This is a genomic window from Halolamina sp. C58, assembly GCF_051195095.1.
In the GTDB taxonomy this organism is placed as follows: domain Archaea; phylum Halobacteriota; class Halobacteria; order Halobacteriales; family Haloferacaceae; genus Halolamina.
The window spans coordinates 1,500,915-1,516,204 of sequence record NZ_JBNTJY010000001.1 but is presented as its reverse complement, the minus strand read 5'-3'; the positions used below and the strand labels follow the sequence as shown (position 1 = coordinate 1,516,204).

Here is a 15,290-nt window from a genome sequence, read left to right as displayed (position 1 = left end):
TCTTTCAAGTGCGATGACGGGACCACCGTGCCCATGCTCGATCCGAACCGAGTTCACAGGCGACTCGCCGACGGTATCGCCGAACTGCGCGACGACGAGCGCGCGATCGAGGGGCTCCCGGTCCGCCTCGTCGTCTCGCTGGTCGTCGGCGCCGCGTGTCTGAGCGTGATGTTGAACCTCGTCAACGGCGTCGGCGGGCTCGCGGCGTCGGAGGTCGACGTGCGCCCGACGCCGGAGGTGGTAGAGACCGGGGCACAGGAGCTGACGCTGCGGGTCGTCGACGCCGACGGGAACCCCGTCTCGGGGGCGACGGTGATCGTCGACGGCGGGACGGCGAGCCTCGACGGGGTCGCGACCGCGAAAACCGGGTCGGACGGCAACGCCACCGTCTCGATCGACCCCGCCCTCGGCTCGAACCAGGCCGAAGGGACGCTCTCGCTCGACGTGAAGCCGCCAGCAGGGGGGTCGTACGTCGACCGACGCGAGAACAGTCACGTGCTGGTGATCGGCGAGTGAGCCGTTCGGAACGCCCCGACGGTTCGCCGCCGCCGCGACCGCTGCCGCAGTATCCGCTCGTTCGGCCGGCGCTGGCCGGCGTCACCGCGAGGGAGGTGGTCCGCGCGTCGCCCTACCGCCGGTCGCCGTAGTCGCCGTAGTCGGGCGCGCCCGAGCTGCGTTCCCGGCCCGAGAGCCGCTCGTCCCAGTCGAGCCACTCGTGCTCCCAGCCGGGCGAGGCGCCCCGCTCGGCGCGCTCGCGGTCCTCCCGCCGGGTTCGGTTCCGGGTGACGCCGGGCTGTTCGCCGTCGACGAGCAGCGGCGCGAACTGGACCGGCCCACGCTCGTCGACGCGCCGGTAGCCGTCCGGGGCGTCGGGGTCGTGCGTGACGGCGACGAGCGTCTGGTCGCCGTTACCTTTCGGGAACACCATCCGCCCGTCGTCGGCCAACTGCTCGAGCAAGCGACGGGGTGGCTCCACGACGCCGGCCTCGATCAGAATCCGGTCGTAAGGGGCGTACTCCGGCAGCCCGGCGGAGCCCTCGCGGCAGTCGACGAGCACCTCGCCGTAGCCCGCCGCCTCGAGGTTCGACCGGGCGCGGTACACCTGCTTCCGGGCGATGTCGAGCGCGTGGACGTGGCGTCCGCCGAGAATCTCCGCCAGCACGGCGGCGGTGTAGCCACCGCCCGCGCCGACGACGAGCGCCTCGTCGCCCGCCCGCGGGTCGAGCGCGGTCAGGAGTCGCGCGACCGTGCCCGGCGCGAGCGTGACCGCGCCGTCGACGGTCCGCGGACGGTTGTCGTACGGCGCCTCTTCGACGAACTCCCGGCGCGGCACCGTCCGCATCGCGAGCCCGATCTCCTCCGGGAGCGGCCGGCCGAGGGTGTGTTCCAACCCGTCGACCATGTCGTCCCGGAGCACCGCGGGGTCCATAGCCGCGGTTCGGTGACGCGGCTATTTGAACTCGGCGGTGCGTCAGATCGCCGAGCCGTCTCGTCGGCCGACGGCGGCCTGATACGGCGTTCCGGGCACGTCGCTCGTTTCGACCCCCGCGAGCCCGGCGTCGAGGAACCACTCCGCGACCGTCGACTCGGGGTAGGGTTCGCCGGTGCCGGTCGCGAGCGCGGCCGCCGCCACCTCGACTGCGGCCCCGGACCGGTCCCGGAGCGGTTCGACCAGAACGACGGCGCCGCCGGGAGAGAGCGCATCCGCCGCAGCGAGCACGGTGAAGCGGTTCTCCTCGACGCCCTGCCGCCACGCGCCGTCGACCGTCAGGACGAGATCGAACGTCGCCGCCACGTCCACGAGGCTGCCCGCTCTGGGCGTGACGGGTGTCGAAGCGAGCAGCGGTTTGACGGCCTCGATCACGGCCGGGCCGTCGAGCAGCGTCACGTCGAGCCCCCGACCCGCCAGCGCGGTCGCGTGCCGGCCGGGACCGTCGGCGACGACGAGCGCCCGCTCGGCGTCCGGGTTCGCGGCGAGCGCGGCGTCGACGGTGGCTTCGACGGTGTCGTCGTCGACCGCCGCCGCGGCGCCGAGGCGGTGTCGAACGCGCTCGTCGGGATCGACGGGCGGGACGCCGCTCTCCATCGTTCGCGGGAGCTCGGCGTAGGCGTCGAAGCGGTCCAGCGCGGCCGGGACCGTGCCGACCGAGCGGAGGTCACGCGTCGCGAGCAGTCCCAGCGCGCGGTTGGCGGGCTCGACGGCGCCGTCGACGCGGCGCAGGAAGCCGAGGTCGATCAGCGCGTCGGTGACGATCCGGGCCGCGCGTTCGGTCACGCCGGCGGCGTCGGCAGCCTCGCGTTCGTCCCCGGCTCCGTCGACGAGCGCCGCGAGCAGCCCCGTCTCCCGGGCCGCCCACAGCAGCGCGAGCGCCGGGGTGTCGAGCTCTGAGTCTCCTGCGGTCGGCATCGTTGTTCAGATGGGGAATTCGTGTGAAAGCAGTTTGGGTCCTCACCCGCCCTGCATCCGGACGAACCGGACGCCGCCGAACGTCTCGCGCTCCGTTCGACCGTCCTCGCGGACAGTCAGTCGGACCAGCTCCTGTCGCGCACTCCCGACGGGGGCGAGCACCCGCCCGCCGGGGCGTACCTGCTCGACGACCGCCGACGGCACCGCCTCGGCCGCACAGGTCAGGTAGGCGGCGTCGTAGGGCGCGTGTTCGGGCCACCCCTCGTGGCCGTCGCCGGTCCTGACCGCGATATCGTACCCCAGTCGGTCGAACGTCTCGCGGGCGCGATCGGCGAGCTCCGGGACGTACTCTACCGAGAAGACGTTCTCCTCGCCGACGACTTCGGCGGTCACCGCGGCGTGATAGCCACACCCCGTCCCGATCTCCAGCACTTGGTCCCCGGGTTCGAGGCGGAGGCGATCGACCATCACCACCACCATGTGCGGCGCCGAGACCGTCTGCCCCTCGCCGATCGGGAGGGGCTGGTCGCGGTAGGCTTCGCTCCGTCGGTCCTCGGGCACGAACTCGTGGCGCGGGACCGACCGCAGCGCTTCGGCGGTCACGTCGCGCTCGATCGTCCCCCGGTCCCGGAGCCGCTCGACCAGCTGCTCGCGGCGTCGCTCGAACTCCATAGCCCGGTTTTCGGGGGGAACGGATAAAGACGGTTCGGCGGGACGCGTGCCGAAACTACTTCCCCTCCCGGCCGGAGAGGATCACCTATGCAGGCCGCCGGCTACGCGGACGCGCTCGCGAGGGCCGAGCAGTTCGTCCGGGGCAACCCCGAGCTGGTCGCCGGAGCGGTGGCCGTCGCCGTGCTCGCTGTCGTCGTCGCCCTCGGGCTGCTCCGCTACCGCCGCCCGATGGGCGTCCGGTTCAAGGAGGCGCTCGCGGACCGCGACCGGGTCGCGGTGCTGATGCACCCCGACCCCGACCCGGACGCGATGGCGGCCGCGATCGGCATCGCCCGGCTGGCCGAGCAGGTCGCCTGTGAGCCGACGATCCAGTTCTCCGGCCAGATCCGCCACCAGGAGAACCGCGCGTTCAGGAACGTGCTCGATCTCGACATCGAGGGGATCGACCACGTCTCCGAACTCGCCGCGGAGTCGGTCGTGTTGGTCGACCACAACCAACCCCGCGGGTTCGAGGGGGCCGACGGCGTGCTCCCGTTCGCGGTCGTCGACCACCACCCCGGCGAGGGGACGGGCGAGGAGTTCACCGACGTTCGGACCGACTACGGCGCGGGCGCCAGCATCGTCGCGGAGTACTTCGACGACGTGGGCGGCAAGCCCGTCCCGCCGGACGTCCACGAGAGCGAGGTCGACGCCCGCTTCACGCTCCCCTCGCGGGAGTGTACCGGCCTCCTGTACGGCATCCTCGCGGACACCCGCCACCTCACCACGGGCGCGGCGGCAGAGGACTTCGAGGCCGCGGCCTCGCTCGCGCCCGGCGTCGACGAGGACTCCCTCGACCGGATCGCGAACCCGCAGGTCAGCGGCGAGACGCTCGACGTGAAAGCCCGCGCCATCGCCGGCCGACAGGTCGAGGGCTCGTTCGCGGTCAGCGACGTGGGGACGCTGTCGAACGCCGACGCCATCCCGCAGGCCGCGGACGAGCTCATCACGCTCGAAGGCATCACCGCGGTCGTCGTCGTCGGCGAGCGCGACGGGACGGTCCACCTCTCGGGGCGCTCCCGCGACGACCGCGTCCACATGGGTCGCGCGCTGGAGAACGCCGTCGCGGACGTCCCGAACGCCGGCGCGGGCGGGCACGCCCGGATGGGCGGCGGGCAGGTCCCCGCCGACGAGGAGGAGTCCCGCGAGGAGCTGATCGAGCGTCTCTTCGACAGCCTCGAGGGCGACGTGTAGGCTCCGCAGCGACACGACGGCCGTGACGCTGCCTCTCGTCCGGCAGCCATATCCCGGCCCGCGCCCTCCCTCCGACAATGGCGACCCGCGACGCGACGTGGCGCTACCGGGATCGGTTCGGCGACCGGTACGGGCGCACCTTCTTCCGGCGGTTCGGCCCCGGCGTGGTCTCCTCGATCGGCGCCGGCAGCTATCAGGGGGAGCCGACCGTCGCCGTCGACGACCGGCACCGCGAGGCGCTCGTGACCGCGCTGGAGAACGGCTGTAACGTGATCGACACCGCGCCGGACTACCGCTGTGGCCGCGCCGAGGGCGTGGTCGGCGACGCGCTCGACGCGGCCGACGTGGACCGCGACGCGGTGCTGCTCGCGACGAAGGGCGGGTTCGTTCCGTTCGACGGCGAGCGCCCCGCCGATCCGGCCGAGTACGTCCGCGAGCAGTTCGTCGAGCCCGGGCTCGTCGACCCGGACGACTTGGCTCGGGGGAGCCACGCCATCACGCCCGAGTTCCTCGAGACGATGCTCGACCGCTCGCTCGACGCGCTGGGCGTCGAGACGATCGACTGTTACTACGTCCACAACCCCGAGACGCAGTTGGAAGAACGCTCTCGCGAGGCCGTGTACGACCAGCTCGAGGCCGCCTTCAAGCAGTTGGAACGCGAGATCGCGACGGGCCGGATCGGCCGCTACGGCGTCGCCTCGTGGGAGGCGTTCCGCGTCCCGGCCGACCACGACCAGCACCTCTCGCTGTCGCGCGTGCTCGACTGCGCCCGTTCGGCCGCCGAGTCGGTCGGCGGCGACCCCGACGACCACGGGCTCGACGCGATCCAACTGCCGTTCAACGTCCACATGGCCGACGCGTTCACGAGCACCCACCACGAGGACCCCGGGAGCGGCGAGGCGGTGAGCGCGCTGGAGTTTGCCCACCGCGAGGGGCTCTCGGTGTTCGCGAGCGCGGCGCTGATGGGCGGCGAACTGGTCGACGGGCTGCCCGAGGAGATCTCCGCAGAACTCGCCGGCGACAGCCCGGCCCAGCGGGCGATCAACTTCGCGCGCTCGGCGCCGGCGGTCGCCGCGGCGCTCGTCGGCATGGGTCGGCCCAGCCACGTCCGCGAGGACTTGGCCGCCGGAACGTTCGACCCGCTGGGAGCGTCGGCGTTCGACGCGGTGTTCGAGTAGGCCCCACCCGAACTCTCCGGAACCTTCTTTATCGCTACACCGGCATCCCTACCTGATGGGAGTACTCTGGCTCGACGACGTTCGCGCCGCGGACCTGGAGACGGTCGGCGGGAAGGGAGCTTCACTCGGTGAACTCACCGGGGCCGGGCTTCCCGTGCCGCCGGGATTCGTGGTCACGGCGGGGACGTATCGGGCGTTCATCGAGGAGGCGGGCATCGACGACGAACTGTTCGCGGCGATGGACGTGGATCCCGAGGACTCCGCCGCGCTCAAGGAGGCCTCCGACACCGCCCACGACCTGATTCTGAACACGCCGTTCCCCGACGAGGTGCGCGAGGAGATCCTCGCCGCCTACGGCGACCTCGACGACGGCGAGGCGTTCGTTGCCGTCCGCTCCTCGGCGACCGCCGAGGACCTCCCCGACGCCTCCTTCGCGGGCCAGCAGGAGACGTTCCTCAACGTCACGGAGGCGGACCTGCTCGAACGCGTCAAGGAGTGCTGGGCGTCGCTGTTCTCACAGCGCGCGATCTACTACCGCGAGCGCAAGGACTTCCCCCACGACGCCGTCGACATCGCGGTCGTCGTCCAGAAGATGGTCGACGCCGACAAGTCCGGCGTGATGTTCACCTCCCACCCCTCGACGGGCGAGCCCCGACTGATCATCGAGGCCGCGTGGGGGCTGGGCGAGGCGGTCGTCTCGGGGACGGTCTCCCCGGACAACTACGTGTACGACCGGAACACCGACTCCGTCGAGGAGGTGACCGTCGCCGACAAGAAGGTCAAGATGATCAAGGACCCTGAGACGGGCGAGACCGTCGAGGAGTCGGTGTCGCCGGATCGGCGGAACGAACGCGTGCTCTCCGACGACGAGATCGAGGAGCTGGTCGCGCTCGGCGAGCGCGTCGAGGACCACTACGACGAGCCACAGGACGTGGAGTGGGCGGTCGCCGACGGCGACATCTACATGCTCCAGTCCCGGCCGATCACCACGATCGACGACGGCGACGCCGATCTGGAGGAGGAGCGCGAAACCGAGAACGAGAGCGAGGGCGACGTGCTGCTCCGCGGGCTCGGCGCCTCGCCGGGCGTCGTCGCGGGCGAGGTGCGGGTCGTCACCCAGCTCGACCAGCTCGACAAGGTCGGCGACGGCGACATCCTCGTCACCGAGATGACGATGCCGGACATGGTGCCCGCGATGAAGCGCGCGGCGGGAATCGTCACCGACGAGGGCGGCATGACCAGCCACGCGGCGATCGTCTCCCGCGAACTCGGCGTCCCCGCGGTGGTCGGCACCGGTAGCGGCTCGCGCGAGCTCGTCGACGACCAAGTGGTCACCATCGACGGCGACCGCGGCACCGTGATCGAGGGCCGGACCGAGCCCGCCGAGCCCGACCACGAGCCCGTCGAGGAGGTCCGACCCAAGACGCCGGTCAAGCCCATGACCGCGACCGAGGTGAAGGTCAACGTCTCTATCCCGGAGGCCGCCGAGCGCGCGGCCGCGACCGGGGCCGACGGCGTGGGGCTGCTCCGGATGGAGCACATGGTCCTCACGCTGGGCAAGACCCCCGAGCGGTACATCGAAGACGAGGGGGCGGAGGCGTACCAGGACCAGCTCGTCGACGGGATTCAGGGCGTCGCCGAGGAGTTCTACCCCCGGCCCGTTCGGGTGCGCACGCTCGACGCCCCGACCGACGAGTTCCGCTCGATGGAGGGCGGCGAGGACGAACCCAACGAGCACAACCCCATGCTCGGCTGGCGGGGCGTCCGCCGCAGCCTCGACAAGCCGGAGGTGTTCCAGCACGAGCTCGCGGCGTTCCGGAAGCTGTTCGAGATGGGGTACGACAACGTCGAGCTCATGCTCCCGCTGGTCAACGACGCCGAGGACGTGATCCAAGCCAAGAAGCTGATGCAGGAGGCCGGGATCGACACCGAGAAGCGCAACTGGGGCGTGATGATCGAGACGCCCGCCAGCGCGCTGATGGTCGAGGAGATGGCCGAACAGGGGATCGACTTCGCCTCCTTCGGCACGAACGATCTGACCCAGTACACGCTGGCGGTCGACCGCAACAACGAGCACGTCGCCGGTCGCTTCGACGAGCTCCACCCCGCGGTGCTCGAGCTGATCAGCGAGACGATCGAGACCTGCCGCGAGCACGACGTCGACACGTCGATCTGCGGGCAGGCCGGCTCCAAGCCCGAGATGGTGGACTTCCTCGTCGAGGAGGGGATCAGCAGCATCTCGGCGAACATCGACGCGGTGCGTGATGTCCAGCACGAGGTCAAGCGCGTCGAGCAGCAGCTGATCCTCGACTCGGTGCGCTAACGCCGGCCGTTCGGTCCGCCGTTTTGCTTCAGACTTCCACTTCCGAGGCGTCGCTGACTTCGTAGCGCATCACGTCGGGCTCGCCCCCGAGCAGCTCCGGAAGCTTCGCTTCGAACGCTTGGAAGTGGTCGCTCTCGACGTGGGCCGCGAACGCGTCCTCGTCCTCGTACACTTCCACGAACCGCAGGAGGTCAGACTCCACCAGATCCGTCACGGCGCTGTACTCGATCACGCCGGGCTCCTCCCGCGTCGCCTCCACGAGGTCGGCGGCGCGGTCGAGCGCTTCCTCGCGCTGTTCTGGGTCGATCGGGAACGTCGCGTGCACGACGAGCATCGCCGGCGGTTCGGCGCCGTCCGGCATACGCGTTCGGGTCGTCACACGCGGACTACTAATCATTATTAACGAGAGGCGCCTCAGTTGCTACATGACCGTCGTCAGCGTCTCGATGCCCGAGGAACTGCTCGAACGGATCGACACGTTCTCCGAGGAACACGGCTACACGGGCCGAAGCGAGGTGATTCGGGAGGCCGCCCGCAATCTGTTGGGCGAGTTCGAGGACCGCCGGCTGGAGGACCGCGACCTCATGGCCGTCGTCACCGTGCTGTTCGAGTACGAGACCACCAGCGTCGAGGAGCGCATGATGCAGCTGCGTCACGAGCACGAGGGGCTCGTCGCCTCGAACTTCCACTCCCACGTCGGCGAGCACCACTGCATGGAGCTGTTCGTCCTCGAAGGGACCCTCGAAGAGGTGTCGGCGTTCGTCGGCAAGATCCGCGCGACCCGGGACACGCTCACCGTCGACTACTCCGTCACGCCCGTCGACGGGTTCGACCCCGCGTCGGGGCTGGGACCGCTCTCGGGCCACAGCGATCCCGAGGACGGGGAGTCGGCGAGCGACGCCGCGGACGATGCCGGCCACGGTCACTGAATCGCCGGCCTAGAGCCAGCCGTCGTCGACGGCGGCGACCAGTTCGGAGTCCGCCGCGCGCCAGTCCACGCTCGCGCGCTCGTACAGCGCCCGTGCCCGCTCGGTCGCGTCCGCGACGGCCGCCTCCGGGTCGGCGTCGACGAACGCGCCGTCCCGGACGATCGCTTCCCCGGCGACGAACACGTCCCGGACCTCCCGCCCGGTCGTCGAGTAGACGAGGTTCGGGATCGCGGTGTGCAGCGGCGAGTCGACTGCTGGCGCGGTGGAGAGCCGATCCGTGTCGACGACGAGGAAGTCCGCACGCGTCCCCTCCTCCAGCGTCCCGACCTCGTCGTCGATCCCGAGTGCCTCCGCGCCACCGACGGTCGCGAGCCGCAGCGCCTCGGGCGCGGTGAGCGCGGTCGGATCGGTGTGCTCGACTTTCGACAGCGTCGCCGCGGTGCGGGCCTCGCGGACCATCGAGTGGTGGCCCGGCCCGGGCGCCTGATCGGTGCCGATCCCGACCGCGGCCCCGTACTCCCGGAACTCGGCCACCGGGGGGACGATCCCGTCGATCGCCGCGATCGAGGACGGGCAGCCGAGCATCGCGGCACCGCCGTCGGCGAGCCGCCGGCGTTCCGCGGGCGTCGCGCCGTGGCAGTGGACCGCGACGAGCGAATCGTCGACGATCCCGAGCTCGTCGAGCACCGAGACGGTCGACTCGTCCGCCCCGTAGCGCTCCTCGATCTGGATCGCCTCCCGCTCGCCCTGTGCGGTGTGGAGGTGGAGCTTCGCGCCCCGATCGTGGGCGTGTTCTTGGACCGTCCCGAGAAGCTCGGGCGACACCATATCAAGCGCCTGCGGGCCGTACGCGGGCGTCACGAGCGGGTCGTCGCCGAACCGCTCGAACAACCGATCTGCCCGTGCGAGCGCTTCCTCCCCCTGCTCGCGGTCGAACGGGTAGAGCTCCCGCGGCCCGAGATCGCCGCGCTCGTCGGGCACCTCGTTGATCGTCTCGACGGCGACCACGTCCACGCCGAGGGGTTGGTACACCGCCTCGACGAGCGTGCCGACCTCGCCGGCGTACTCACAGATCGTCGTCGCGCCGCCCCGGACCGCCTCCAGCACGCCCAGTCGAGTGCCGGCGATCCGGTCTTCCTCGTCGGCGTGGGCCGACAGCGGGCCGAGCGCACGGTTCATCCACTCGATCTCGGGCACGTCCTGTGCGCCGCCGCGGAGGAGGGTGTGGGCCATGTGGGCGTGGGCGTTCACCAGCCCGGGCATGACGACGCCGCCCTCCGCGTCCACCACGTCGTCGGCGTCGCTCGGATCCGGAGCGTCGCTCTCCGGGCCGACGTAGCGTATCCGACCGTCGTCGACCCCGACGGCGCCCGAATCGACGATCCCGAGCCTCTCGCCCCGCATCGTGAGCAGCGTCCCGTTCGTGACGAGCGTGTCCATGCGCGGGGGCTCGGCGGGGGCGTGCTTGAAGCTTCGGCGCCCCGCGGCGAGTAGCCTTTTCGTCCCGCCGGCCCAACGCCGGAGCGAATGACCGAGCGCGTGCTCATCATGGGCGCGGCGGGGCGGGACTTCCACGACTTCAACACCGCCTACCGCGGCCGCGACGACGCCCGGGTCGTCGCGTTCACGGCGGCGCCGGGACAGAACCTCGGCGAGACGACCGCGGGCGGCCACGACCGCTACCCGCCCGCGCTCGCCGGCGAGGGCTACCCCGAGGGAATCCCCATCCACCCCGAGTCCGAACTGGAGGAACTGATCCGCGAGGAGAACGTCGACACCGTCGTCTTCTCCTACTCCGACGTGAGCCACGAGGACGTGATGCACGCCGGCTCCCGAACGATCGCCGCGGGCGCCGACTTCGAGATTCGCGGCCCCGACACCGCGATGCTCGAGGCGTCGGTCCCGGTGATCGCCGTCGACGCCGTCCGGACCGGCTGCGGGAAGTCACAGGTCAGTCGCGCGCTGGCGGACGAGCTCCAGTCCCGCGGTGTCGAGCCCGCGGTCGTCCGCGAGCCGATGCCGTACGGCGATCTCGTCGAGGGCCGCGTCCGGCGGTTCGAGACGATGGCCGACCTCGACGAGGCCGGCGTGACGATCGAGGAACGCGAGGAGTACGAACAGCACATCGAGCGGGGCCACGTCGTCTACGCCGGCGTCGACTACGCCGACGTGATCGAGCGGGCCGCCGCGGAGGCCGACGTGCTGCTCTGGGACGGCGGCAACAACGAACTCCCGTTCGTCGAGCCCGACGTTCACGTCGTGCTCTGTGACCCGTTGCGGGCCGGCGCGGAGACGCGCTACCATCCCGGGGAAGCGAACCTCCGGATGGCCGACTACGCGCTGGTGAACAAGGAGAACAGCGCCGACGAGGCAGCGATCGAGCAGGTGGTCGAGAACGTCGAGTCCGTCAATCCCGCCGCCGAGGTCCTGCACGCCGACTCGGTCGTGAGCGTCGCGGATCCCGACGCCGTCGACGGCGCCGAGGTGCTGGTCGTCGAGGACGGCCCCACGCTGACCCACGGCGACGCGAGCACGGGCGCCGGCACGGTCGCCGCCGAGCAGTTCGGTGCCGCCGAACGGCTCGACCCCGAACCGCACGCGGTCGGGACGGTCGCCGACACGCTCGCGAACTACCCCCACCTCGACCGCGTACTGCCCGCGATGGGGTACAGCGAGGCGCAGATCGCCGACCTCGAAGCGACGATCGAGAACGCCGATCCGGATCTCGTGCTCGCGGGGACCCCCCACGACCTCGGCCGCGTCGTCGACGTGGACGTGCCGGTGGTGCGAGTGCGCTACCGGGTCGACCCCACGGGCTGGCGCTTCGCCGACCTGCTCGACGATCACGCCGACGCGCTCGGCCTGTCGACGTAGCGCACAGGCCGCTACCCCGGTGCTTTTCCCGGTTCAGCGTCTGGAAACGGTATGTCCGAATCCGACGGCGTCGTCGACACCGACGCCGAGGCCGACGAGGTAGTGGTGTTCAGCGACTACGTCTGTCCGTTCTGCTATCTGGGTCGCGCGTCGCTGGCACAGTACCGCGAGAGTCGGGACGCCCCGCTCGCGGTGGAGTGGCACCCGTTCGACCTCCGGGGGTACAAACGGGACGAGAACCGCGAGATCCAGACGGACGTCGACGACGGGAAGGACGACGACTACTTCGAGCAGGTCCGGGAGAACGTCGACCGCCTGAGCGAGCAGTACGACGTGGCCCTCGACATCGACGCGGTGCCCGACACCGACTCCTGGAACGCCCAGCAGGCCGCGTTCTACGTCCGCGAGGAGCACCCCGAGCAGTTCGCCGCCTTCGACGACGCGCTGTTCGCGGCGTACTGGGACGACCACCGCGATATCGGCGACCTCGACGTGATCGCCGACGTGGCCGACTCGGTCGACCTCGACAGCGAGGAGATCCGCGAGGCGGCGACCGACGAGGAGTGGGCCGACCGGCTCGAAGCGCAGTTCCAGGAGGCTCGCGACCGCGGCGTCACCGGCGTGCCGACGTTCGCCGCCGACGGCCACGCCGCCCGCGGCGCGGTGCCGCCCGAGCAGCTGGAGCGCCTGATCGAGGGCTGATCGCCCGCTTCCCACGAAACACTTATACTTCGACTCCGTTCGCTCGGATGTCGCGATGCCGTCCCGGTTCGGGGTAGGGGCCTTATCGGGATGGCACCGCGGCGATGCGCGCATCGCCGTGCGGTCGGCCAGACGTGGCCGGTCACCCACGGCGGGTTTATTCCGAACGGCCGACGATCACCAGCGACCCGCAGGGCTTTAGCCCCCGACACGCCGAGACCGTCCCATGTCGCAGGGAATCGTCGAGGAGTTCCTCTCTCTGAAGGCCGAGACCGACGCGGATCTGCTGATGATGCAGTGTGGCGACTTCTACGAGCTGTTCGCCGACGACGCCGAGACCGTCGCCGACGAGCTCGACCTCACGATCTCCCAGAAGTCCTCTCACGGCTCCTCCTACCCGATGGCGGGCGTGCCGCTCTCGGAGCTCACCCCCTACCTGACCGCGCTGGTCGAGCGGGGCTACCGCGTGGCCGTCGCCGACCAGTTCGACGCCGAGGACGGCTCGAAGTACCGCGAGATCACGCGGCTCGCGTCGCCGGGCACGCTCGTGGAGACCACCGACGACGACGCGCAGTACCTCGCGGCGGTCGTCGACGGAACCGAGGAGTACGGCCTCGCGTTCGCCGACATCACCACGGGTCGCTTCCTCGTCACGGCCGTCGACGGCGCTGACGCCGCGAGCGCCGAACTGTACCGCTTCGCCCCCACCGAGCTCCTGCCCGGCCCCGACGTGCGGAACGACGATCCCCTGCTCTCGCGCCTGCAGGAACGCCTCGACGCCACCCACACGCTGCGCCCGAGCGACGAGTTCGGGCCCGGCCGCGCCCGCCACCGCGTCCGCGAGCGGTTCGGCGAGTCCACGCTTTCGAGCATCGGCCTCGACGACGACTCCCCAGCCGTGCAGGCCGCGGGCGCGATCCTCGCGTACGTCGAGGACACCGGCCTCGGCGTCTCGGCGGCGATGAGCCGGCTCCAGCACTACCAGCCCGACGACCACCTCGACCTCGACGCCACCACCCAGCGCAACCTCGAACTGGTCGAGACGATGCAGGGCGGTAGCGAGGGGTCGCTGTTCGACACCATCGACGCGACCGTCTCCTCGCCCGGGCGCCGACTGCTCCGCGAGTGGATCACCCGCCCGCGCCGCGATCGGGAGCTGCTCGCGCGCCGCCACGACGCCGTCGAGGCGCTCGCGAGCGCCGCGCTGGCCCGCGAAGCGCTGCGTGACTGCCTCGACGACGCGTACGACCTCGAACGGCTCGCGTCGCGCGCCGCCTCCGGCTCCGCGGACGCCGGCGACCTGCTCGCGGTGAAGAACACGCTCGCGGTGCTGCCCGCGCTGGAGGACGCGATCGACGGCACGCCGCTCGCGAACTCGCCGCTGCCGGACGTGCTCGCCGAGCCGGACCGAGAGGCGGCCGCCGACCTCCGGGACGAACTCGACGCGGCGCTCCGGGACGATCCGCCGAAAACCGTCACGCAGGGCGGCATCTTCCGTGCGGGGTACGACGACGAGCTCGACGAGCTGATCGAGCGCCACGAGGAACTGGAGCGCTTCCTCGACACGCTCGCCGACCGCGAGAAACGCCAGCACGGGCTCTCACACGTCACCGTCGACCGGAACAAGACCGACGGCTACTACATTCAGGTCGGCAAGAGCGTCGCCGATCAGGTGCCCGAGCACTACCGCGAGGTGAAGACGCTCAAGAACTCCAAGCGGTTCGTCACCGACGAACTCGAGGAGAAAGAGCGGGAGATCATGCGCGTCGAGGAGGCCCGCGGCGACCTCGAGTACGAGCTGTTCGAGGAACTCCGCGAGCGCGTCGCCGCCCACGCCGAACTCCTGCAGGACGCCGGGCGCGCGATCGCGGAGGTCGACGCACTGGCCTCGCTCGCGGACCACGCCGCGCGCAACGACTGGACCCGGCCGGAACTCACCGACGGCGACGCGCTGCACGTCGAGGCCGGCCGCCACCCCGTCGTCGAGACGACGACCGAGTTCGTGCCGAACGACCTCCACCTCGACTGCGACCGGCGGTTCCTGATCGTCACGGGGCCGAACATGAGCGGGAAGTCCACCTACATGCGGCAGGCCGCGCTGATCACCCTGCTCGCGCAGGCGGGCAGTTTCGTGCCCGCCCGCGCCGCCGAGGTCGGCCTCGTCGACGGCATCTACACCCGCGTCGGCGCGCTGGACGAGCTCGCGCAGGGCCGCTCGACGTTCATGGTCGAGATGCAGGAGCTGTCGAACATCCTCCACTCGGCCACGGAAGACTCGCTCGTCATACTGGACGAGGTGGGCCGCGGAACGGCGACGTACGACGGCATCTCGATCGCGTGGGCCGCGACGGAGTACCTCCACAACGAGGTGCGGGCGAAGACGCTGTTCGCCACGCACTACCACGAACTCACGACGCTCGCGGACCACCTGGAGGGGGTCGCGAACGTCCACGTCGCGGTCGACGGCGAGCCGGGCGAGGAGAACGACGTGACGTTCCTCCGCACGGTTCGGGACGGCCCGACGGATCGCTCCTACGGGATCCACGTCGCGGACCTCGCGGGCGTGCCCGGCCCCGTGGTCGACCGCGCGGGCGACGTGCTCGACCGCCTGCGCGAGGAGAAGGCGATCGAGGCCCGCGGCTCGGGCGGCGACGGCGAGACGAAACAGGCCGTCTTCGACCTGAGTTCGGGCAGCTTCGCGGGCGGGGCGAGCGCCGCCGGGAACACCGCCGAGCCGAATCCGGAAGCCGTCGGCGACGGCGGCGGGGGCGCCGAGAGCGAGGCGGTCGATCCCGCGGCCGCCGACGTGCTCCACGAACTCGACGGGACGAACGTCGCGGAGATCTCGCCGATCGAACTGATGCAGCGCGTCGAGGAGTGGCAGTCGCGGCTTGAGGAGTGAGCGCATCGTTCTTTATCGCGCGCCCTGTTGGTGTCCCCATGCACGCACAGCGAGTCGACGCGGGGGATCG

13 protein-coding genes are annotated in these 15,290 nt (G+C 71.1%); 8 read left to right on the top strand and 5 right to left on the bottom strand.

What is annotated here, in order from left to right; all coding sequences use genetic code 11:
- Positions 1 to 33 precede the first annotated feature (33 nt).
- Complete coding sequence (locus ACQUSM_RS07900; protein WP_435117472.1) at positions 34 to 516, top strand: Ig-like domain-containing protein; 483 nt, start codon at positions 34 to 36, stop codon at positions 514 to 516.
- Positions 517 to 628: 112 nt separating this feature from the next.
- On the opposite strand, the gene ACQUSM_RS07895 is transcribed toward ACQUSM_RS07900, so the two are convergent.
- From ACQUSM_RS07895 to ACQUSM_RS07885, 3 genes are read right to left on the bottom strand one after another with little or no spacing between them, the layout of a single operon-like run.
- A complete protein-coding gene (locus tag ACQUSM_RS07895; RefSeq protein ID WP_435117470.1) occupies positions 629 to 1,429 on the bottom strand; it encodes a protein-L-isoaspartate O-methyltransferase family protein in 801 nt (266 codons plus the stop codon).
- 42 nt (positions 1,430 to 1,471) lie between these two features.
- Positions 1,472 to 2,407 carry a class I SAM-dependent methyltransferase gene (locus ACQUSM_RS07890; RefSeq protein WP_435117468.1) on the bottom strand — a complete coding sequence of 312 codons (936 nt, stop codon included), beginning with the start codon at positions 2,405 to 2,407 and terminating at the stop codon, positions 1,472 to 1,474.
- A 42-nt stretch (positions 2,408 to 2,449) separates the two neighbouring features.
- Positions 2,450 to 3,079 (bottom strand): protein-L-isoaspartate(D-aspartate) O-methyltransferase, encoded by a 630-nt coding sequence (locus tag ACQUSM_RS07885; RefSeq protein WP_435117466.1) that lies wholly within the window; start codon positions 3,077 to 3,079, stop codon positions 2,450 to 2,452.
- An 87-nt stretch (positions 3,080 to 3,166) separates the two neighbouring features.
- Between ACQUSM_RS07885 and ACQUSM_RS07880 the strand changes: the two genes are divergently transcribed.
- From ACQUSM_RS07880 to ppsA, 3 genes are all read left to right on the top strand, one after another.
- Complete coding sequence (locus tag ACQUSM_RS07880) at positions 3,167 to 4,312, top strand: DHH family phosphoesterase (protein WP_435117464.1); 1,146 nt, start codon at positions 3,167 to 3,169, stop codon at positions 4,310 to 4,312.
- Between the two features lie 77 nt (positions 4,313 to 4,389).
- The gene (locus ACQUSM_RS07875) at positions 4,390 to 5,490 is read left to right on the top strand and encodes an aldo/keto reductase (protein WP_435117462.1); all 1,101 of its coding nucleotides are present in this window, start codon (positions 4,390 to 4,392) and stop codon (positions 5,488 to 5,490) included.
- Between the two features lie 55 nt (positions 5,491 to 5,545).
- Positions 5,546 to 7,813, top strand: a complete 2,268-nt coding sequence (gene ppsA / locus ACQUSM_RS07870; RefSeq protein WP_435117460.1) for a pyruvate, water dikinase — start codon at positions 5,546 to 5,548, stop codon at positions 7,811 to 7,813.
- A 28-nt stretch (positions 7,814 to 7,841) separates the two neighbouring features.
- On the opposite strand, the gene ACQUSM_RS07865 is transcribed toward ppsA, so the two are convergent.
- Positions 7,842 to 8,174, bottom strand: a complete 333-nt coding sequence (locus ACQUSM_RS07865; protein WP_435117457.1) for a putative quinol monooxygenase — start codon at positions 8,172 to 8,174, stop codon at positions 7,842 to 7,844.
- A 64-nt stretch (positions 8,175 to 8,238) separates the two neighbouring features.
- On the opposite strand from ACQUSM_RS07865, the gene nikR reads away from it, so the two are divergent.
- The gene (nikR, locus tag ACQUSM_RS07860) at positions 8,239 to 8,742 is read left to right on the top strand and encodes a nickel-responsive transcriptional regulator NikR (protein ID WP_435117455.1); all 504 of its coding nucleotides are present in this window, start codon (positions 8,239 to 8,241) and stop codon (positions 8,740 to 8,742) included.
- Between the two features lie 9 nt (positions 8,743 to 8,751).
- On the opposite strand, the gene ACQUSM_RS07855 is transcribed toward nikR, so the two are convergent.
- Positions 8,752 to 10,182 (bottom strand): amidohydrolase family protein, encoded by a 1,431-nt coding sequence (locus ACQUSM_RS07855; RefSeq protein WP_435117453.1) that lies wholly within the window; start codon positions 10,180 to 10,182, stop codon positions 8,752 to 8,754.
- Positions 10,183 to 10,269: 87 nt separating this feature from the next.
- Between ACQUSM_RS07855 and ACQUSM_RS07850 the strand changes: the two genes are divergently transcribed.
- The 3 genes from ACQUSM_RS07850 to mutS all read left to right on the top strand — a co-directional run bounded on the left by ACQUSM_RS07850 (position 10,270) and on the right by mutS (position 15,220).
- Positions 10,270 to 11,616 carry a GTPase gene (locus ACQUSM_RS07850; RefSeq protein WP_435117451.1) on the top strand — a complete coding sequence of 449 codons (1,347 nt, stop codon included), beginning with the start codon at positions 10,270 to 10,272 and terminating at the stop codon, positions 11,614 to 11,616.
- 51 nt (positions 11,617 to 11,667) lie between these two features.
- A complete protein-coding gene (locus tag ACQUSM_RS07845; protein ID WP_435117449.1) occupies positions 11,668 to 12,318 on the top strand; it encodes a DsbA family oxidoreductase in 651 nt (216 codons plus the stop codon).
- Positions 12,319 to 12,544: 226 nt separating this feature from the next.
- Positions 12,545 to 15,220, top strand: coding sequence for a DNA mismatch repair protein MutS (gene mutS / locus ACQUSM_RS07840; RefSeq protein ID WP_435117447.1), 2,676 nt, complete (start codon positions 12,545 to 12,547; stop codon positions 15,218 to 15,220).
- Positions 15,221 to 15,290: the final 70 nt, after the last annotated feature.